Genomic DNA, 18,653 nt, shown 5'->3' with positions numbered 1-18,653 from the left:
GTTCAGCAGCGACACGCCGCCCCTTCGACAGGCTCAGGACAGGCGCCACGGCTGCTTTTGTGCCCAGTCGGCGGGCATTTAGAGGGTGCGTTGGTGGGCGTTGAGGGCGGTGGCGGCCTTGGCCACGGCGGCGTCGCGGGCCTCGGCGGATTCGGCGTCGGTCAGGGTGCGGTCGGGGGCGCGGAAGCGGAGGGCGTACGCGAGCGACTTCTTGCCCTCGCCGACCTGCGGGCCGGTGTAGCTGTCGAACAGGCGGACCGATTCGAGCAGGTTCCCGGCGCCGGCGACCAGGGCCGCCTCGACCTCGGCCGCGGGAACGGCCTCGTCGACGATCAGGGCGACGTCCTCCTTGGCGACCGGGTGCGACGAGATCGCCGCCACCGTGCCGAGGTCCGGCGCCAGGTCGATCAGGGCGTCGCAGTCGAACTCGGCGGCGCAGGCGCGCTCGGGCAGGCCGGCGGCCTCGATCACGCGCGGATGCAGCTCGCCGGCGTAGCCGATCACCCGGCCGGCGACACTCAGCTCGGCGCATCGGCCCGGGTGCCAGGGCGCCCGCTCGGCGGCCTTCACCTCGACCGTGGCGCCGACGGCCCGGGCGGCCGTCTCGGCGAACGCGATCGCGTGCCGCCAGTCGGCCGGCACCGCAGGTCCGCTCCAGCCCGGCGGTCGCCAGTCCCCCGCCAGCAGGACGGCGGCGTGCCGCGGCTGGTGGCCGACCGCGGCGTCCATCGCGGCCAGGTCCTCGGCGGAGGGCCGCTGCTCGACGCCCGGACGGGGCGCCGCGATCGGCTGCTCCGGGGCGAAGAAGACGGAGCCGAGCTCGTACAGGGCAAGATCAACAAGACCGCGGCTGGTGTTGCGGTGCGCGGCGGCGATCAGGCCGGGCAGCACCGTGGTGCGGAGCAGCGGCTGGGTCTCCGACAGCGGGTTCGCGATCTCCATGGTGCGGCGCCGTTCGTCGTCGGCACCGATCTCCAGCAGGTCGAGATCACCGGTGCCGAGGAACGGGAAGGACAACACCTCGACGTAGCCGGCCTGGGCCAGCGCGGCGTTGATCAACCGGCGGGACCGCTGCGAGCGGGTCAGCCCGCGGCCGCTCGGCGCCGGCGGCAGCACCGGGGCGATCCGGTCGTAGCCGTACAGCCGGCCGACCTCCTCGACGAAGTCGTACGGGTCGCGCAGGTCGGGCCGCCAGGTCGGCGGGGTCACGGTCAGCTCATGATCATCGGCGGCGACGGTCACGCCGACCAGGCGCAGGTTGTCGATCACCGTGTCGGCGTCGAGCTCGGCGCCCATGATCGTTCCGGGCAGCGCCGGATCCAGCCGCAGCGTCGGCAGCTCGGGCACCGCGCCGGCGACGGTCTCGGCCGCGGCGATCTCGCCGCCGCCGTACTCGACCAGGAGCGAGGCAGCCCGGTGCGCCGCGGCATAGGTGGCGCCGGGATCCACGCCGCGCTCGAACCGGCGGGACGCCTCGGAGGAGAGCTTGTGCCGGCGCGAGGTACGGGCGATCGAGATGGCCTCGAAGTGCGCCGCCTCGATCACCAGGGTCGCCGTGTCGGCTCCGACCTCGGTCGTCTCGCCACCCATCACGCCGGCGATGCCGATCGGGCCGGAGTCGTCGGTGATCACGAGATCGTCGGCGTCCAGGGGGCGCTCGACGTCGTCCAGGGTGGTGATCGTCTCGCCGCCGCGTGCCTTGCGGACGACGATCGGCCCGGCCAGCTTCGCGCCGTCGTAGGCGTGCAGCGGCTGGCCGGTCTCCAGCATCACGTAGTTGGTCACGTCGACCGCGAGCGAGATCGGCCGCATCCCCGCCTGCTGCAGTCGCGAGGTGAGCCAGCGGGGGCTCGGTGCCTCGGGATCGACACCGGTCACCGTCACCGCGACGAACAGCGGGCAGCCGCCGCTCTCCAGCCGGACCGGGTGGCCGTCGCCGACCGAGGCCGGCACGGCGCGATCCACCGGATCGGCGAACGGCAGGCCGAACGCGTGCGCCGTCTCCCGGGCCAGGCCGCGGACCGACCAGGCGTAGCCGCGGTCCGGCGTGACGGCGATGTCCAGCACCTCTTCGCCGAGGCCGAGCACCGGCCGCGCGTCGGCGCCGACCACAAGATCATCGCCGGCCAGCACCATGATCCCGTCATGATCATCACCGAGCTCCAGCTCCTGGGCGGAGCAGATCATGCCGTCGGAGACGTGCCCGTACGTCTTCCGGGCCGCGATCTGGAAGCCGCCGGGCAGCGTGGTGCCGGGCAGCGCCACGACGACAAGATCATCGACTGCGAAGTTGCGGGCGCCACAGATGATCCCGCGGGACGTGGTGTCGTCGCCGCCGGAGTCCTTGGCGTAGGAGCCGTTGTTCTGCTCGCCGACGTCGACCCGGCACCAGCGGATGATCTTGCCGTTCTTCTGCTCGGCCTCGGTGAACTCGAGCACCCGGCCGATCACCAGCGGACCGTCGATCTCGCCGCCGGCGGTCTCGACCGACTCGACCTCGAAGCCGATCTTGATCAACGCCTCCGAGACGTCCCGGCCCGAGGTCCCCTCCGGCAGCGGCGCGTACTCCCGCAGCCAGGACAGCGGTGCCCTCATCGTGCTCCTCCCACCAGCGAACGGCTGAACCGCACGTCGCCCTCGATCATGTCCCGCATGTCCTCCGCGCCGTTGCGGAACATCAGCGTCCGGTCGATGCCCATGCCGAACGCGAAACCCGAATACTCCGACGAGTCGACGCCGCCGGCCTCGAGCACCCGCGGGTTGACCACGCCGCAGCCGCCCCACTCGATCCAACCCTCGCTGCGGCAGGTCCGGCACGGGCGCTCGGGATCGCCGACGGAGGAGCCCTTGCAGACGAAGCAGAGCAGGTCGACCTCGGCCGACGGCTCGGTGAACGGGAAGTACGAGGGCCGCCAGCGGAACTTCGTGTCGTCGCCGAACATGGCCCGGGCGAAGTGCTCCAGGGTCCCCTTCAGGTGACCGAACGAGATGCCGCGGTCGACCGCGAGGCCCTCGATCTGGTGGAACACGGGCAGGTGCGTCGCGTCGTACTCGTCGGCCCGGTAGACCTTGCCCGGGCAGACCACGTAGACCGGCAGCTCCCGGTCCAGCAGGCTGCGCACCTGCACCGGCGAGGTGTGCGTCCGCAGCAGCAGGTTGTGTTCCGGCGGCTCGATAAACAGGGTGTCCTGCATCGTCCGCGCCGGGTGGTCGGGGATGAAGTTGAGCGCGTCGAAGTTGAGCCACTCGGCCTCGAGCTCGGGCCCTTCGGCGATCTCCCAGCCCATCGCCAGGAAGACGTCGCTCATCTTCTCCATCAGCGCCGTCACCGGGTGGACCGCGCCCTGCGGCCCCAGCTCGGTCGGCAGGGTGACGTCGATCCGCTCCTCGACCAGCCGGCGATCCAGCTCGGCCGCGCTGATCTCGGCGTCCCTCGCCTCGAGCGCCTGCTTGACCCGGTTCCGGGCCTGGCCGACCCGCCCACCGGCCTCCTTGCGCTGCTCCGGCGGCAGGCCGCCGATCTGCCGGTTGGCCAGGGCCAGCGGCGACCGGTCGCCGGTGTGCGCCAGCCGCGCCTGCTTCAAGGCGGCCACGCTGTCGGCGGCGGCGAACGCCTCGATCGCCGCCGTCACCAGGGCGTCGAGCTGTTCGGCGTCCAGAGCGTTGGCGGCCTCGGTCTGTGTCGGCCCGGGCATGAAGGCTCCCTCGGGTTCTGCGAATGGGGTCGGGATTGCCCGCACAGTCTAGGAACCGCGTACGTACCCCTGCCAATCGGACACCCCGCCCCGGCGTCCGCCCGCGACGACCGGCTCGGTAAAATCGTTTCACCGCACCCCCGGACCGCCGCGAGGCCACGCCCTCGAGGAAGCGAGCGACATGCCGAGCGACGACGCCACCCGTCGGACCGATGCCCTGCGACAGACCAAGGGAACAGCAGGCGATGACCGGAGTCCGAGGGTGGCGGAGGCGCGACGCGGATTCGCGGAGCCGAACCCGGCGGCCCGGCCGATGCTGCGGTGGTGGTGGTTCGGGCCGGACGTCGAGGATGCCGAGACCGAACGTGAGCTGACCGCGATGGCGGAGGCCGGGTTCGGCGGCGCCGAGGTGGCGTTCGTCTATCCGCTGCGTCAGGTGCCGCATCCGTTCCTGTCCGACGAGTTCGGCGCCCGGCTGCGGCACGCCGCCGAATTCGCCCGGTCGCTCGGGCTGCGGTTCGACCTGACGGTCGGCAGCGGCTGGTCGTACGGCGGCCCGCACATCGGCCCCGAGCACGTCTCCCGGCAGCTGCACTGGGAGCGGCGGGAGCTCACCGCCGCGGCTCTCCGGGCGCCGGCGGCCGCGCCGTGGCCCGGTGACGAGCTGGTGGCCGCCTTCCTGGCCGAGGGCTCGCCGGGCGAGGCGCGGTCCGGCTGGGTCCCGTTGTCGATCTCGGATTCCATGATCAACATCGAGCAGGGCCGCGGCCCGCGCACCGTGCTGCTCGCCTGGTCCCGGCCGACCGGCCAGAACGTGAAGCGGGCGTCCGCCGGCGCGGAGGGTCCGGTCCTTGATCATTATTCGGCGGCGGCCACCCGGAAACACCTGGCGGAGGTGGGCGACCGGCTGCTGGCGGCGGTGCCGGCCGAGCTGCTCGGTTCGGTCTTCTGCGACAGCCTCGAGGTGTACCGGGCGGACTGGACACCGGACCTGCCGGCCGAGTTCGCCCGGCGCCGCGGCTACGATCCGCTGCCCCACCTGCATCGGCTGACCGTCGACGAGGCTGGGTCGGCCGAGTTCCGTACCGACTTCTACCGGACGCTGACCGAGCTGGCCGAGGACAACTTCATCGCCGTCTGCCGGGACTGGGCCGCCGGGCACGGGGTGCCGTTCCGGCTCCAGGGGTACGGGGTGCCGCCGGTCACCGTGAGCAGCAACCGGCACGCGGACCTGATCGAGGGAGAGGGCTGGGGCTGGACCGAGCTGACCCAGACCCGCTGGGCCTCCTCGGCCGGGCACCTGTACGGGCGGCCGGTGATCTCGTCGGAGATCTGGACCTGGGTGCACTCCCCCTCGTTCCGGGCCGGCCCGCTGGACCTGAAGGGCGAGGCGCACGAGCACTTCCTGCTCGGCATCAACCAGTTCGTCGGCCACGGCTGGCCCTACTCGGCGCCCGATGCGCCCGGCCTCGGCTGGTATTTCTACGCCTCGGGAGCGCTGGACGACCGCAACCCGTGGTGGCCGGCGATGCCCGGCCTGAACGCGTACCTGACCAGGCTGGGCTGGCTGCTCCGCCAGGGCGAGCCGGTGTCCGACGTGAAGCTCTACCTGCCGTCCAGCGACATCTACCCGGCCCTCGGCCCCGGGCTGGATCTCTGGAAGGAGACCCGGCGCCACATCGGCCCGGACCTGCCGCGGGCGATCCGCTGCGCCGGGTACGACTACGACCTGGTCGACGATCAAGCTCTGGAATCGATCGACCCGGCCTCGGTGCCGGTGATCGTGCTGCCCCGGGTGACCACCCTGCCGCCGGCGGCACGGGCCTGGCTCGATGCGGTACGGAAGGCGGGCGGCACGGTCCTCGCGGTCGACTCCACCGCCTATCCCGAAGGCATTCCGGCGACGGTCGAGACGTTCGAGGAGGCGCTGCGTCGGGCCCTGCCACCGGACGCCGAACTGTCCGGGGCCGGTGACGGCATCGGGGTCGTGCACCGGCGCCTCGAGGACGGCGACCTCTACTTCGTCGCGAACACCGGCAACACCGTGCGGACCTTCGAGCTGGCCCCGCGGACCGAGCGGGATCGCTTCGAGCGTTGGGATCCGGCGACCGGCGTGGCCGAGGAGCTGGCCGGCTCTCGGTCGGTGACGCTGACCCTGCACCCGTACCAGGCGACGGTCGTCGTGGCGACCGACGGCGCCGGCGACGCGACCGAGGTGGTCGGCCGGTCCGGCTCCGGTACCGAGGCCCCGCTGGCCGGTCCGTGGGGCTTCGGCTACCTGGACCAGGACGGTGCCCGCGAAGTCACCCTGCCGCATCGCTGGGAGGACCAGCGACCCGGCTATTCCGGCGGCGCCTGGTACGAACTGGAGCTCGACGCCCGGCCGGACTGGCTGGACCCGGCCACCGAGTTGATCTTGGACTTCGGACCGGCCGAGCCGATCGATGATCATGATCCGGGCGGCGCGGAGATCCGGGGCAACTCCTACCGGGCGCGGGTCGAGGCGCCGGTGCGGGAGGTCGCGGTGGTCTCGCTGAACGGGACCGTCTGCGGCGTCGTCTGGGACGCCCCGTACCGGCTGGACCTGACCGGGCGCTTCGGCGAGGGTTCGCACACGCTCCGGATCGAGGTCTACAACACGGCCGCGGCCGCGGTGGCGACCGATCCGGACGCGGCCGCGATCATCGAGGAGAGCCGCCGGCTGTACGGGGTGCGGTTCCATCAGCAGGACCTGGAGCTGGCCCTGGACGGGGTCTCCTCCGGCCTGCTCCGGGTGCCGTCGCTACGCTCCTTCCATGCCTGATCCTGATCTTGATCGGTTGCGGTCGGAGCGGAACGCCTGGCTCTGCACCCTGCGCCGGGACGGGTCGCCACACGTCACCCCGGTCTGGTACGTCTTCGTCGACGGCGAGTTCTGGATCAGCAGCGGCGAGCGCAACGCCAAGGTGCGCAACGTGATCAACGATCCGCGGGTGAGCCTGGCGGTGGAGGGCGGCGACGCCCCGTATGTGGCGGAGGGCCGGGCCGTGGTGCACCGGGACCGGCTCCGGGAGGACGTGCTGGCGGCGCTCGCGGAGAAGTACGGCGGCTGGCAGGCCGGGGTCGAGATCGAACCGTACGGGAAGCGGGTGTTGATCAACGTCCCGGTCGACCGCTGGCTGCTCCGCGGCGCCGCGGTCTGATCAGGAGGCGGCCCGGACCGCCGGGATCACCTGACCGGCGAAGGCCTCGATCCCCCGCCGGGCCTGCTCGACGGTCAGGCCGGGCAGCCTGCCCCAGAAGGCGAAGTGATCGAACGGTACGGTCTCGCGCAGCGCGATCAGGCGTTCCGCGACCTGGTCCGGGCGGCCGACCAGGAAGTCGGCCGGATCAAGATCATCGACCGTGATCGGCCGGTCCTCGCCGCGCGCGATCCGGAGTTGATCTTCGAGGTAGGCCAGGCACGGGCCGGCCTCGGACCAGGCCCGGTCGGCCGAGTCGGCGACGTGCGCGACACCGGTCCAGACGAACGGGAACGTCTCCGCGGACCGGCCCGCCGCGGCCAGCGCCGCCGTATAGGCCTGATAGCGCGGCGGCAGGTCGCGTTCAGCGGTGACGTAGATCAACAAGCCGTCGGCCAGCCGGGCCGCACGTTCGACGGCCGCGGGGGCGACCGCGCCGACGTAGATCGGAGCGTCGGCCGGCGGCTGCGGCGTGAACGGCCCGTCGGGCAACGTGTAGCGGCGGCCCTGGAACCCGGTCCGGCCGTCCCGCCAGGCCCGCCGGATGATCCCGATGCCGTCCTCGAGCCGCGACGTCCGCTGGTCGAGCGGCGCCTGGAACAGGGCGAACTCGTCCTCGGCATAGCCGCGTCCGACGCCGAGGATCAGCCGGCCGTCCGATACCGCGTGGACGACGGCGCCGTCCTCGGCCACCCGCAGCGGATGGTGCAGCGGCAGCAGCAGGATGTTGGTGCCGATCCGGATCCGGCTGGTCCGGGCGGAGATCGCCGCCGCGGCCACCAGCGGGGACGGCGCGAACCCGTCCGCCCGGCCGTGGTGCTCGGACAGCCAGACGGCTTCGTACCCGAACCGTTCGGCGTCGGTGATCAGGTCCAGGGTCTCGGCGTAGTAGGCGGGCCAGGGCACGGCAGCCGGCAGTGGCTGGGAGAAGTCGTGCAGCACGCCGAAGGAAGGTTGGGCCACGGCCCCATCCTGCTCGCTCCGGTGCAGCGCGCCCCACTCCCAAATGTCATCGACTGGGCACCTCAGCAGCGACACGCCGCCGAAACGGCTGCTTTTTTGCCCGGTCGGCGGGTCTTTTAGGGGGTGGGGTGCTGGGCGGTGGCGGAGGCGTAGAGGCAGACGGCGGCCGCCGTGGAGAGGTTGAGGCTCTCGGCGGAGCCGAAGATCGGGACGGCGACGACGCGGTCGGCCAGCCGGGCCAGGTCCGCGGGGAGGCCGTGGGCCTCGTTGCCGAACAGCCACAGGGTGGGCCGGGCGAGTTCGCCGGCGGCGGTCAGGGCGGCCAGGTTCTCCCCCGCGCCGTCGGCGGCGAGCACCTGCAGTCCGGCCGCTCGGGCGGCGTCGACCACGTCGGGCACCTCGGCGCCGACGCCGATCGGGAGGTGGAACAGGCTGCCGACCGTCGCCCGGACCGTCTTCGGGTTGTACGGGTCCACGGACTCGGCCGACAGCACGACGCCGTCGGCGCCGAACGCGTCGGCACAGCGGATCACGGTGCCCGCGTTGCCGGGATCGCTGACCCGGGCACAGCAGACCAGCAGCCGGGTCTCGCCGGTGATCAACTCCGGCACCGGCCGGAGCTCCATCCGGCAGACCGCGACCACGCCCTGCGGGGTGACCGCGTCGGTCAGCGTACGAAGCTCGTCGTCGGTGATCAGCGACGGCGCCGGGTGCGCGGCGGCCAGCTCCGGATAGCGGGTCAGACCGGCCGTGGTGAGGAACAGGTCCTCGACCCGGCCGGGTTCGGCCAGCGCTTCCCGTACCGACTGCGGGCCCTCGGCCAGGAAGGTGCCGCTGGCGTAGCGGTCCTTGCGCCGGAGCAAGCGACGAGCCGACCGGATCCGCCCCCGCGATGCGGCGGGCAGTCCGATCGGCTCGTGACCTTCGTCAGGCTCAGGCCGCAAAGGATCAGGCAGCGGACTCGGTGACCCGGGCTGCCTTGGCCAGCTCGACCAGGGCGGTGAACGCCTTCGGGTCGGACACGGCCAGCTCGGCCAGGATCTTCCGGTCCACCTCGATGCCGGCGGACTTCAGGCCGGAGATGAACCGGTTGTAGGTCACGCCCTCGGCGCGGGCGGCGGCGTTGATCCGCTGGATCCACAGCTTGCGGAAGTCACCCTTCCGGGCCCGGCGGTCACGGTAGGCGTAAACCAGCGAGTGGGTGACCTGCTCCTTGGCCTTGCGGTACAGCCGCGACCGCTGACCCCGGTAACCGGAGGCCTGCTCCAGAACCTCGCGACGCTTCTTCTGGGCGTTGACGGAACGCTTCACGCGTGCCATTGCACTACTCCTTGACTCGGTGGGGCGCGGCCTACTTGCCGAGCAGCTTCTTGATGGTGGACGCGTCGCCCTTCGACAGGACCACGGTCCCGGAAAGACGCCGCTTCTGCTTGGTCGGCTTGTGCTCGTTGAGGTGCGCCTTGCCGGCCTGGCGGCGGACCAGCTTGCCCGTACCGGTTACCTTGAACCGTCGCTTGGCACCGGTGTGGGTCTTCATTTTCGGCATGATCGTGCCGCTCCTGTTTCCTTGGTCTACTGAAACGGGGCCAGGCCCCGCCGGCTGGGTCAGCCGAGGTCGATGTCCGGGTCGAGGTTGTCGGCCGGACCACGCTTCTTCTTCACCGGCTCCGATGCCGCCGCCTGCGCACGCCGGTCGGCCAGCTGGGTCCGCTCGGCTTCCGCGTCGGCCTCGCGTTCGGCCGCCCTGCGGTCTCGCTCGGCCTGGACGTCCGCCTTGGCCTCGGTTTTCTTCTTGTGCGGGCCGAGCACCATCAGCATGTTGCGCCCGTCCTGCTTCGGCGAGGACTCGACGAAGCCGAACTCGTCAACGTCGTCGGCCAGCCGCTTCAACAGGTTGAAGCCCAGCTCGGGACGCGACTGCTCCCGGCCGCGGAACATGATCGTGATCTTGACCTTGTCCCCGGCCTTGAGGAACCGGACCACGTGACCCTTCTTGGTCTCGTAGTCGTGGTTGTCGATCTTGGGCCGGAGTTTCATCTCCTTGATCACGGTGTTGGTCTGGTTACGGCGGTTCTCCCGCGCCTTCTGCGCGTTCTCGTACTTGAACTTGCCGTAATCCATCATCTTGACCACGGGCGGACGCGCCATCGGCGCGACCTCGACGAGGTCGAGCTCGGCGTCCCGGGCCAACCGCAGGGCATCTTCGATCTTGACGATGCCGGCCTGCTCCCCGGCCGGCCCGACGAGCCGGACCTCCGGGACGCGAATGCGATCGTTGATTCGCGGTTCAGTGCTGATTGTTGATCCTCCTCAGTGGATTCCTCAGTGATCGGTACGGCCTCCGCGGCGAATCCCGCCCGGAAACGAAGAAAGGGCCTTCGTCACCAACGAAGACCCTGATCAAGCGATACGGCATACGCCGCAGTCGCGGACCGACCCGGCGACTTGTCCAACTTGTGAGTCACGCGGGTGGGAGATCAGGTCTCCGCTTGCGGGTTCAACGGGCATGCTGAACCGGTCGGCGCCCACTGTAACACCAGCACCCCAAGGCTGTCAGATCGCGGACTTCAGCCTGTCACGACGGTGGTCCAGCCGAACTCCCCCGGCTCGACCTCGACCAGCCGATGCCCGGCGGCCAGCTGCCGCAGCACCTCGTCCTCGATCACCAGCGACGCCGGGCCGGCGTGGTCGATCAGCAGCGCGTCGGCGTGGTCGGCGACGGCGGCCTCGGCCGCCTGGTCCAGGGTCACCGGCACCGGCCGGGCCGCGGGGTCCCAGGCGGCCAACGAGTCCGTACCGGTGAAGGAGAGCATGGCCCGCCGACCGTCCGGCGCCTGCAGCAGCACCACCGACATCTCGGATTCCTTGTCGGAGGCGAGACCGTGGGCTCCGGTGCCGGTCGAGGTGGCCGTCGCGACCACCGGGACCAGCAGCCGGTCCCCGCAGAGGGCCGCGACCGCGCGCAGGTAGGCGACCGGATCGGATCCGCCGGCCTCGGTGAACGCGGCGAGGGCGGATCGGGTGGCCGGCTTCGCGCTGCCGTCGTCGCCAGGGAAGGGGGACGGGCTCAGGCTCCGTTCGTGCTGCACCCGGCCACCCTAGGGAGTGCCGTGGGCGTAGTCGGGGATGGGGGCTCGGTGCGGGCGGTCACCCATGCCCGGGGCTGGCTCGCTGTGGCAGGGTTGAGGCATGCCTGCCTCGGATGCCGTACTCCTTCCGCTCTGCGCCGGAATCGCCCTGCTCGGCGTGATCATCACGGCGATCGCCTGGCGCCGCGGGAACAAGGGCCGGGTGGTGCAGGGCATCGGTGTCGTGCTGGCCCCGATCGCCCTCTATTTCGCCGGCCTGCTCACGCTGGTCTGGAACGCGGTCGTCGCCGTGGTCGGCTGGGCCGCCCGGATCGTGTTCACCCCGCTGGTCTGGCTCGGCATCTCGATGCTCGGCCTCTGCATCGTGCTCTGGGTGGTCGGCGGCATCGTGGCCAAGCGGACCGGCGGCAAGACCAAGCCGGACGAGGGCGCCAAGCCGGTCGCGGGTGGCCAGCCGAAGGCAGTCGGCGGCGCGAAGCCCGCGGCGAAGCAGCAGAAGCAGGCGGCCCCGGCGAAGCAGGCCGATCCCGTCGACGACGATCTGGCCGAGATCGAGGCGCTGTTGAAGAAGCGCGGGATCGAGTGAGCTCCGCTGGTCAGGACACCGCGGCGCGGTAGCGGCGCAGGGCGTCGACCGCCTGCCGGGCCCGGTCCCCGTCGTGGCCCTGGATTCCCATCAGGGAGAGCCGTTCGGCGTCGAGGTCGGCCTCGAACGGGGTGCCGTCGTCCGGCACCAGCAGCGCGAAGGCCCACGGGTCGCCGTCCCGCAGAATGATCTTGTGCACCCGGTCCCAGCCGACCCGGTGCCGCCGGACGCCGTTGCGGACGGTGAGCCCGTCCGGCTCGGCGGTCACCGAGCTCGCCGTCGCGATGATGATCACCGCGATCATGGCCACCAGGATCGCGATCAGGGTGCCGAGCTGGAACGGCGTCACCAGGGCCCGGATCGTTGCCGGGAAGGCGAACCAGCCCACCACGGCGAAGATCACGAAGCCCACGGCCAGGGCCCGGCCGACGAGGCGCAGCCAGAACGGCCGCAGCACCAGCCGGTCGGTGCCGGATTCGGTCGAGGTCATCGGACTACAGCCGGCAGGCGCCGATATCGGTGACCAGGATCGCCCGGGCCCCGACCTCCCAGAGTTCGTCCATCACCCGCTGGGCGTCCCGGCGCGGCACCATCGACCGGACCGCGTACCAGTTCTCCCGGGCCAGCGACGACACCGTCGGCGACTCCAGGCCGGGCGTGATCACCATGGCCTTGTCCAGGCCCTCGCCGGACACGTCGTAGTCCATCATCACGTAGTTGCGGGCGACCAGGACGCCGTTCAGCCGGCGCTGAAGTTGATCAAGGCCGAGCGGGGCCGGCCGGTCGGAACTGGTGATCAGGACCGCCTCCGACGTGAGGATCGGGTCGCCGAAGAGTTCCAGGCCGGCCTGCCGCAGGGTGGTGCCGGTCTCCACGACGTCGGCGATCGCATCCGCGATGCCGAGCCGGATCGACGACTCCACCGCTCCGTCCAGTTCGATCAGCCGGGCGGTCACGTTGCGCTCGGCCAGGTAGCCGGCGACCAGATTCGGGTACGAGGTCGCCAGCCGCAGCCCGTCCAGCCCGGCCACGTCGAGGCCGCTGCCGGCCGGAGCGGCGAACCGGAACCGGCTGGCGCCGAAGCCGAGCGACATCACCTCGTTCGCGGCGGCGCCGGATTCGACCACGATGTCGCGGCCGGTGATGCCGAGGTCGAGCACGCCCTCGCCGACGTACACCGCAACGTCACGCGGCCGCAGATAGAAGAACTCGACGCCGTTGGCCTCGTCGTACAGCACGAGGTCCTTGCTGTTCGGCTGGCGTTGCGCGTAGCCCGCCTCGCGCAGCATGTCGGCGGCCGGCCCGGACAATCCGCCCTTGTTCGGTACGGCGATCCGGAGGGTCCCGTTGCGGGACTGGGTGTCGGTCACGGCGCTCATCGTAGTGCGGGGCCGCTACAGCTTCGCGTACACGTCGTCGAGGTCGAGGTCGAGCGCGAGCATCAGCACCTGCAGGTGGTACAGCAGCTGGCTGATCTCCTCCGCGGCGGCCTCCCGCGACTCGTGCTCCGCGGCCATCCAGACCTCGGCGGCCTCCTCGACGATCTTCTTCCCGATCTCGTGGACGCCGGCTTCCAGCCGGGCCACGGTGCCGGAGTTCGGGTCCCCGCCGGCCGCTTTCGCGCTCAGTTCGGCGAACAGCGACTCGAACGTCTTCGGCGTACGGGCTTCGGGCGCGGTCACGCGGGTCAGCGTATCCGGATGCCCGGACGGGGCGACGACACAGTGTCATAATCCGGCCATGGCCCGACCCCTGCCGCCGGCCGAGCCCTGGTCCTGGCAACGGCCGGGTGAGCCGGCCGGCCCGGGCCGAGGGGTCGCGGGCCCCTCCTTCCGACCGCGGCGTCCCGGCGTTTCCGGCGCGGTGGTCCGGGTCGTCGTGCCGCTGCTGCTGCTCGGGATCGTCTGGGCGCTGGCCTACCCGTCGACCCGGCTGCCGGCGCCCGATCCCGGCATCGGGCGCTACCTGCCGGTGGGCGATCCGGTCGCGGTCCTGATCGACGGCACCGACGGCCGGCCCTGGCAGGCCAACCAGGGACTCCGTGAGCCGGGCGCCGGGCCGGCCGAGCTGACCGCCCCGGTCCGTCGGCTGCTCGGAGCGCCGGGCGACGGGGCCTGGCTGATGGTCGACGCGATCCGGCCCGACCAGCAGGGCCGGCTGCTCCGGCTGGCGTACCAGGTCGGCGACGGGATCACCCTGCGCGCCTACCAGGATTCGGCCGGTTGGGCCGTGTTCAGTCCCGGGCTGCCGATGCTGGCGGCCGACCCGGCGGCCGGCGGTTCCACCCGGTGGACCGGCACCGCGGCGGTCAAGAACGTCGCCGACGCCGGCTCGGGCGACGACCCGGCGGCCGCGCCGGCCGAGGCGGTGATCACCACCCGTCCGCATCCGAGCCGGCCGTTCTGCCTGGCCACCAACGCCGAGCTGGCCGTCGGCGGGATGACCGTGCAGCTCGGCGCGACCTGGTGCTCCGGCGAGCAGGCCGGCTGGGCGGGGGCCGAGGCGCCGACGTACGTGCTGGAACCGGCCGCCGGGTCCGTACCCGCTCCGGAGGCGCCGGCCGATCCCTCGCCGGCGCTGCCTCGGCTGGACGGGGACGAGGTACGGCAGCTCCGGTTCCTGACCAGGCTGGCCGGGCGGTGGCAGGAACACCCGGCGATCCGGCCGTCCCGGCTGGCCGCGGCCGGCCCGACGCTGGTGATCGCGGACGTCGACGGCGTGATCACCGGCTGGCAGCGGCTGCCCGACGAACAACCGGCCGAGGCCTACTACGGGCAGTTGTGGCGGGTCCGGCCCGGCGGTTCGGTTCGTGGCCTCGCAACGATCGGCGGCACCACGGTGGTCGGGACGACGGCCCGGATGATCATCGGGTACGGCAGCGACGGCTGGCAGCGTTGGCGGCACGAGATCGACGACGCCGTGGTCGACGTCGCGCGGCTCGGCTCGGACGCCCTGGTCACCGACGCCTCCGGCCGGCTCCGGCTGCTGGACGGCCGGACCGGCGCGGTCCGCTGGGAGACCGACGGCGGTGACCTGCCCTGGCCGCCGGTGCTCGACGACCGCACGATCGTCTTCCTGGACGGCGACACGGTCCGCGTCGTCGACGCCGCGACCGGCCGGGACCGTTGGAGCGCCGCGGCCGATCAGCGCAGCACCGAGGTCGCCCTGGCCGGCGACCTGGTCCTGATCAAGGTCGGCAACTGGCTGGTCGCCCGGGGCGCCGCGGACGGCCGGCACCGCTGGACCCGGGCCGTGCCGGCCGGAGCGCTGCTGACCGGCGGGGCCGACCAGGTGGTGATCTTCGGCGACGAGAGCACCAGCGCGCTCGACCTCGCCGGCAACCAGCGTTGGGCTGCGCCGGCCGCCGCGGGGGCTCGCGGGGTCGGCGACGGGATCGCTCTGATCATGAAGGACCGGATCGAGGTCCGGCGGGCCGACGGTTCGGCCGCGACGCTCCCCTTCCCGGCCGGCTTCGGCCAGCCCGACCCGGCACCGGTCGTGACACCGACCGGGCTGCTGGCGCTGCAGCGCGACCCGGAAACCGCGGCCTGGTGGGAGTACCGGTGAACCCGCTGCCCCCGGCCGCGCCGCCGTACGGCTACCGGCGCCCGTCGCCGCTCGTCGTGGCCGGTCAGTTGATCAAGGAACTGTTCCTGCGGGTGCTGGTGGATCCGGTCCGGTCCGGCCGGCTGCGCGGTGACGGCTGGCCGCGCGGGGTGCGGCCGCTGGTCGGGATCGGCCTCGCCGTCTATCTGATCACGGTGGGCCTGGCGCTGGTCGCGGGTCCGCTGCGGCGCGCGCTGCCACCGGGCGACGCGGCGTTCGGGATCCCGCCGGGACTGTTCGGCATCATGATCATGATCACGCTGGCCCTGCTGCCGCTGCTCTGCGCGGCCTCGCTGCACGCCCCGTGGTACCTGCGGCTGGTCGGGTTGCTCGCCCCGATCGTGCTGGCGCTCGGCTTCGCCCGGCTGGCCGTACGGCCGGACCAGCTGCTCTGGCCCGGGATCGCGCTGGCCGCCGTGATCGGGTTCAGCTGCTGGCGCTGGTTCGGCCGGTGGGCCTGGTGGGAGTACGTGGTGCTGCTGGCCCTGGTCGGCGCCGGGACGATCGCCTCGCTCCGGCTGCTGCTGGTCCCGGCCCTGGCCGGCGGGACGGTCGACGTCAGCTTCGAGTCGGTGATCGTGCTGATGGCCGTCGGCGTCTTCGCGCTGCCGTTCACGGTCGTGTCCGGCGCCGCGCTGGCCGAGGTGGCGCTGTCCAGCGCGAGCTGGCTGGTCGAGCTGGCCAGCCGGCGGATCTCGCCGCGGGCGCTGATGGTGCTGGTCGCCCTGCTGGTGCCGGCCGCGTTGATCACGGTCGCGGTCCGCTGGTCGACCTCGATCGTGCCGCCGCTGCCGAAGCTGATCGGGCTGACCTTCGGCGGCGCCGTGGTCGGGCTGACCTGGTTCGGCTGGCTGCTGGTCGACCTGCTGATCGACCGGCGCGAGCTGGCGGTCGGCCGGGCCGCCGCCGGGGACACCCGGCTGGCGCAGCTGCCCGCACCGTTTCGTACCGTGACGCTGGTGCTCGGCTCCGCCGTCGTCGCGCCGTTCATGATCAACTGGATCTGGGCCCGGGCCGAGTACGGCCTCGCTCCCCTACTCCGGACGGCCGGGATCGGCTATCTGCCGGGCAACCTGACCGAGCGGCTCGGGCTGCCCAACGTCGCGCTGCCGGCCGGGTTCGCGGTGGCCACCGTCGCCGGGCTGGTGATCGCCGCCGTGGCCGTACACCGGCGGCGGCGCGGCCTGGCCGAGCTCGCCGTCGTGGCCGCCCTGCTCTGCCTGGTCCGGTTGCTGATCACGCTCGAGGTCCCGTTCCTGACCGTCACCCTGGACGACCTGGCCGCCGTCGTGATCACGGTGACCGTGATCATCGCGGCCGGCTGGGCGATCCGACGCCGGCTCACTCCGGTCCGGGCCGAGGCGGTCGCACTGGCCCTGGTGCTCGGCCTCGCGATCACCGTACGGGAGCTGGTCGCCGACCCGCTGGGCTGGCTGCTCGGCGGCACCGGCGGCGCACTGATGATCATCGGCCTGGTCTGGGGCCTGCTCACCGGGGCCGCGGACGCCAACGCGGACTCGCCGGCCTTCCCCCGCCCGGCCCGGGCGCTGGCGCTGATCGGCTACTTCGCCACGGCGATGGCGATCACCGCGTTCGACCAGCTCGCGGTCACCTTCGCCGTCGACCTGGACCGGTTCGCCCTGGTCGGCTCCGAACTGCTCGGCACCGGGCTGCTGCTGACCGGCCTGTGGGCGGTGATCGCCGCGGCTCGGCGGCGCGAGGAGATCCTCGAACCGACGGCTCCGCCGGTCAGCGCAGGGCGCCCACCGTCATACCCGCGGTGATCTTGCGCTGGAAGATCAGGTAGACGAGCAGGACGGGCACGGTCGCGATGGTGAGCCCGGCGAACAGGCCGGAGAAGTCGCTGGCGTACCCCTGGTTGACGGCGAGGTTCGCCAGGCCCTGGCCGATCACGAACTTGTTCGGGTCGGTGACCAGCACGATCGGCAGCACGTACTGGTTCCACATGCCGAGGAAGTCGAAGATCCCGATGCTGATCAGGCCCGGCCGGGCCAGCGGCAGCATCACGGTCCAGAACACCCGCCAGTGCCCGCAGCCGTCCAGCAGCGCGGCCTCGGCGAGCTCCATCGGCAGCGACCGGAAGAACGCGGTCAGGAAGAACACCGAGAAGGACAGTGATTGGGTCGCGTAGACGAGGATCAGGCCGGTGAAGGTGTTCAGCAGGCCCATGTTCTTGACCACGAAGAACAACGGGACCAGGGCCAGGAAGCCCGGGAACGCCATCCCGCCGACGAACAGGTAGTAGAGGAAGGTGCGGCCGAAGAACCGGAACTGGGCGAGCACGTACGCGACGACCGAGGACAGCGCCAGGGTCAGGATCAGGCCGAAGGTCACGACGATGATCGTGTTGAGGAAGTACGCGCCGATGTTGGACTGGTTCCAGGCCCGGGCGAAGTTGTCCCAGCGCCAGACCGCCGGCAGCGACCACGGGCTCTCGAAGATCTCCGGGTCCGACTTGAACGAGCTGACGAACGACCACAGCATCGGGACGCAGACGATCACCGCCCAGCAGAGCAGGATCACCTGCGCCGGCGCGCCGAGCACCGCCCGGCCGAAGCGCGTCATCACACCTCCCGCCGGGTCAGCCGCAACGTCACCGTGGTCAGCACCAGCGTGATCACCAGCAGGGTGACCCCGATCGCCGACGCGTAGCCGAAGTTGCTCGACTTGAACGCGGTGTCGTACATGTAGAGCGACATCACCGTGCTCGAGTTGTCCGGTCCCCCGTTGGTCAGGATCTGGACCACCGCGAAGCCGTCCAGCGCGCCGATGATCAGGAAGATGATCGCGGTCTGCACCGGCGACCAGACCAGCGGCAGGACGATCCGCCAGAACGTCGCCCAGCGGTTCGCGCCGTCGATCAGCGCCGCCTCGATGATCTCGGTCGGAATCGAGGCCATCGCCGCGGTGAACAGCACGACGTAGAAGCCGGCCGAGACCCAGACCATGACGGCGATCACGCTGGCCAGCGAGGTGCGCGGGTCACCCAGCCAGACCTGGCGCAGCCCGCCCAGCCCGACCGCGGACAGGAAGCCGTTGAGCAGGCCGTTGCGGGGTTCGAAGACGGCCTGCCACATCACCGCGATCACTGCGATCGACAGCACGCTGGGGAAGAAGTAGACGACCCGGTAGAAGCCGGCGCCGCGGACCCCGGTCACCGCCCGGTGGCCGGAGCGGCCCGAACCGCCGAAGGTGATCATGGTGGCCAGGAACAGGCCGAGCAGGATGATCAACACCGGGCAGACGACGAGCATGATCACGTTGTGGCCGAGCGCCCGGAGGAACTCGGCGTCGCGGAGCACCCGGACGAAGTTGTCCAGGCCGACGAAGTTCCAGGTCGCCGAGTAGCCGCCCCAGTCCGTCATCGCGATCCAGACCGCCTGCCAGTACGGGGAGACGACGAAGATCACGTACAGGGTGACCGGGACGACCAGCGCGGACAGGATGAAGCGCCACTTGTGGTGATGCATCG

General features: G+C 71.7%; 18 protein-coding genes. 5 read left to right on the top strand and 13 right to left on the bottom strand.

Annotated features, from left to right (window positions below):
- Positions 1–78 precede the first annotated feature (78 nt).
- Positions 79–2,595 carry a phenylalanine--tRNA ligase subunit beta gene (gene pheT, locus ACFQU4_RS01820; RefSeq protein WP_377486088.1) on the bottom strand — a complete coding sequence of 839 codons (2,517 nt, stop codon included), beginning with the start codon at positions 2,593–2,595 and terminating at the stop codon, positions 79–81.
- On the bottom strand, positions 2,592–3,695 hold the full coding sequence (pheS, locus tag ACFQU4_RS01815) for a phenylalanine--tRNA ligase subunit alpha (RefSeq protein WP_377486086.1): 1,104 nt from the start codon (positions 3,693–3,695) through the stop codon (positions 2,592–2,594). The genes pheT and pheS overlap by 4 nt, the downstream gene beginning before the upstream one ends.
- A 262-nt stretch (positions 3,696–3,957) precedes the next feature.
- On the opposite strand from pheS, the gene ACFQU4_RS01810 reads away from it, so the two are divergent.
- Positions 3,958–6,498 carry a glycosyl hydrolase gene (locus ACFQU4_RS01810; RefSeq protein WP_377486084.1) on the top strand — a complete coding sequence of 847 codons (2,541 nt, stop codon included), beginning with the start codon at positions 3,958–3,960 and terminating at the stop codon, positions 6,496–6,498.
- Entirely contained in the window at positions 6,491–6,877 is a 387-nt protein-coding gene (locus ACFQU4_RS01805) for a pyridoxamine 5'-phosphate oxidase family protein (RefSeq protein ID WP_377486082.1), read from the top strand. The genes ACFQU4_RS01810 and ACFQU4_RS01805 overlap by 8 nt, the downstream gene beginning before the upstream one ends.
- On the opposite strand, the gene ACFQU4_RS01800 is transcribed toward ACFQU4_RS01805, so the two are convergent.
- The 6 genes from ACFQU4_RS01800 to ACFQU4_RS01775 form a co-directional block, all read right to left on the bottom strand.
- Positions 6,878–7,879, bottom strand: coding sequence for an LLM class flavin-dependent oxidoreductase (locus ACFQU4_RS01800; RefSeq protein WP_377486080.1), 1,002 nt, complete (start codon positions 7,877–7,879; stop codon positions 6,878–6,880).
- Between the two features lie 116 nt (positions 7,880–7,995).
- Complete coding sequence (locus ACFQU4_RS01795; protein ID WP_377486078.1) at positions 7,996–8,823, bottom strand: TrmH family RNA methyltransferase; 828 nt, start codon at positions 8,821–8,823, stop codon at positions 7,996–7,998.
- Between the two features lie 4 nt (positions 8,824–8,827).
- Positions 8,828–9,199, bottom strand: a complete 372-nt coding sequence (rplT, locus tag ACFQU4_RS01790; RefSeq protein WP_377486076.1) for a 50S ribosomal protein L20 — start codon at positions 9,197–9,199, stop codon at positions 8,828–8,830.
- A 31-nt stretch (positions 9,200–9,230) separates the two neighbouring features.
- Complete coding sequence (gene rpmI, locus ACFQU4_RS01785) at positions 9,231–9,425, bottom strand: 50S ribosomal protein L35 (protein ID WP_377486074.1); 195 nt, start codon at positions 9,423–9,425, stop codon at positions 9,231–9,233.
- Positions 9,426–9,484: 59 nt separating this feature from the next.
- On the bottom strand, positions 9,485–10,159 hold the full coding sequence (gene infC, locus ACFQU4_RS01780; RefSeq protein ID WP_377487330.1) for a translation initiation factor IF-3: 675 nt from the start codon (positions 10,157–10,159) through the stop codon (positions 9,485–9,487).
- A 287-nt stretch (positions 10,160–10,446) separates the two neighbouring features.
- On the bottom strand, positions 10,447–10,968 hold the full coding sequence (locus ACFQU4_RS01775; protein WP_377486071.1) for an SseB family protein: 522 nt from the start codon (positions 10,966–10,968) through the stop codon (positions 10,447–10,449).
- A 100-nt stretch (positions 10,969–11,068) separates the two neighbouring features.
- Here ACFQU4_RS01775 and ACFQU4_RS01770 point away from each other — a divergent pair, with 100 nt between their 5' ends.
- A complete protein-coding gene (locus ACFQU4_RS01770; RefSeq protein ID WP_377486069.1) occupies positions 11,069–11,554 on the top strand; it encodes a hypothetical protein in 486 nt (161 codons plus the stop codon).
- A 10-nt stretch (positions 11,555–11,564) separates the two neighbouring features.
- Here the strand turns inward: ACFQU4_RS01770 and ACFQU4_RS01765 are convergent, their stop codons facing one another.
- Genes ACFQU4_RS01765 through ACFQU4_RS01755 form a run of 3 tightly spaced genes read right to left on the bottom strand, consistent with a single transcriptional unit; the run spans position 11,565 to position 13,236 of the window.
- The gene (locus tag ACFQU4_RS01765; RefSeq protein WP_377486066.1) at positions 11,565–12,044 is read right to left on the bottom strand and encodes a PH domain-containing protein; all 480 of its coding nucleotides are present in this window, start codon (positions 12,042–12,044) and stop codon (positions 11,565–11,567) included.
- Positions 12,045–12,048: 4 nt separating this feature from the next.
- Positions 12,049–12,924 carry an ATP phosphoribosyltransferase gene (gene hisG, locus ACFQU4_RS01760; protein ID WP_377486063.1) on the bottom strand — a complete coding sequence of 292 codons (876 nt, stop codon included), beginning with the start codon at positions 12,922–12,924 and terminating at the stop codon, positions 12,049–12,051.
- A gap of 24 nt (positions 12,925–12,948) precedes the next feature.
- Positions 12,949–13,236, bottom strand: coding sequence for a phosphoribosyl-ATP diphosphatase (locus ACFQU4_RS01755; RefSeq protein WP_377486061.1), 288 nt, complete (start codon positions 13,234–13,236; stop codon positions 12,949–12,951).
- A gap of 58 nt (positions 13,237–13,294) precedes the next feature.
- Here ACFQU4_RS01755 and ACFQU4_RS01750 point away from each other — a divergent pair, with 58 nt between their 5' ends.
- Positions 13,295–15,121, top strand: a complete 1,827-nt coding sequence (locus ACFQU4_RS01750; RefSeq protein WP_377486058.1) for a PQQ-binding-like beta-propeller repeat protein — start codon at positions 13,295–13,297, stop codon at positions 15,119–15,121.
- Complete coding sequence (locus tag ACFQU4_RS01745) at positions 15,118–16,944, top strand: hypothetical protein (protein WP_377486056.1); 1,827 nt, start codon at positions 15,118–15,120, stop codon at positions 16,942–16,944. Before ACFQU4_RS01750 ends, ACFQU4_RS01745 begins: the two co-directional genes overlap by 4 nt.
- Here the strand turns inward: ACFQU4_RS01745 and ACFQU4_RS01740 are convergent.
- Both ACFQU4_RS01740 and ACFQU4_RS01735 read right to left on the bottom strand, forming a co-directional pair.
- Positions 16,910–17,746, bottom strand: a complete 837-nt coding sequence (locus ACFQU4_RS01740; protein WP_377486053.1) for a carbohydrate ABC transporter permease — start codon at positions 17,744–17,746, stop codon at positions 16,910–16,912. The two genes, ACFQU4_RS01745 and ACFQU4_RS01740, sit on opposite strands and share 35 nt — an antisense overlap.
- A complete protein-coding gene (locus ACFQU4_RS01735; RefSeq protein WP_377486051.1) occupies positions 17,746–18,651 on the bottom strand; it encodes a carbohydrate ABC transporter permease in 906 nt (301 codons plus the stop codon). Before ACFQU4_RS01735 ends, ACFQU4_RS01740 begins: the two co-directional genes overlap by 1 nt.
- Positions 18,652–18,653 lie beyond the last annotated feature (2 nt).

Origin of the sequence: Microlunatus sp. GCM10028923 (assembly GCF_042666975.1) — a bacterium.
In the GTDB taxonomy this organism is placed as follows: Bacteria; Actinomycetota; Actinomycetes; order Propionibacteriales; family Propionibacteriaceae; genus Microlunatus.
The sequence above is the reverse complement of the archived record's forward strand: the minus strand, read 5'-3'. Positions and strand labels throughout refer to the sequence as shown.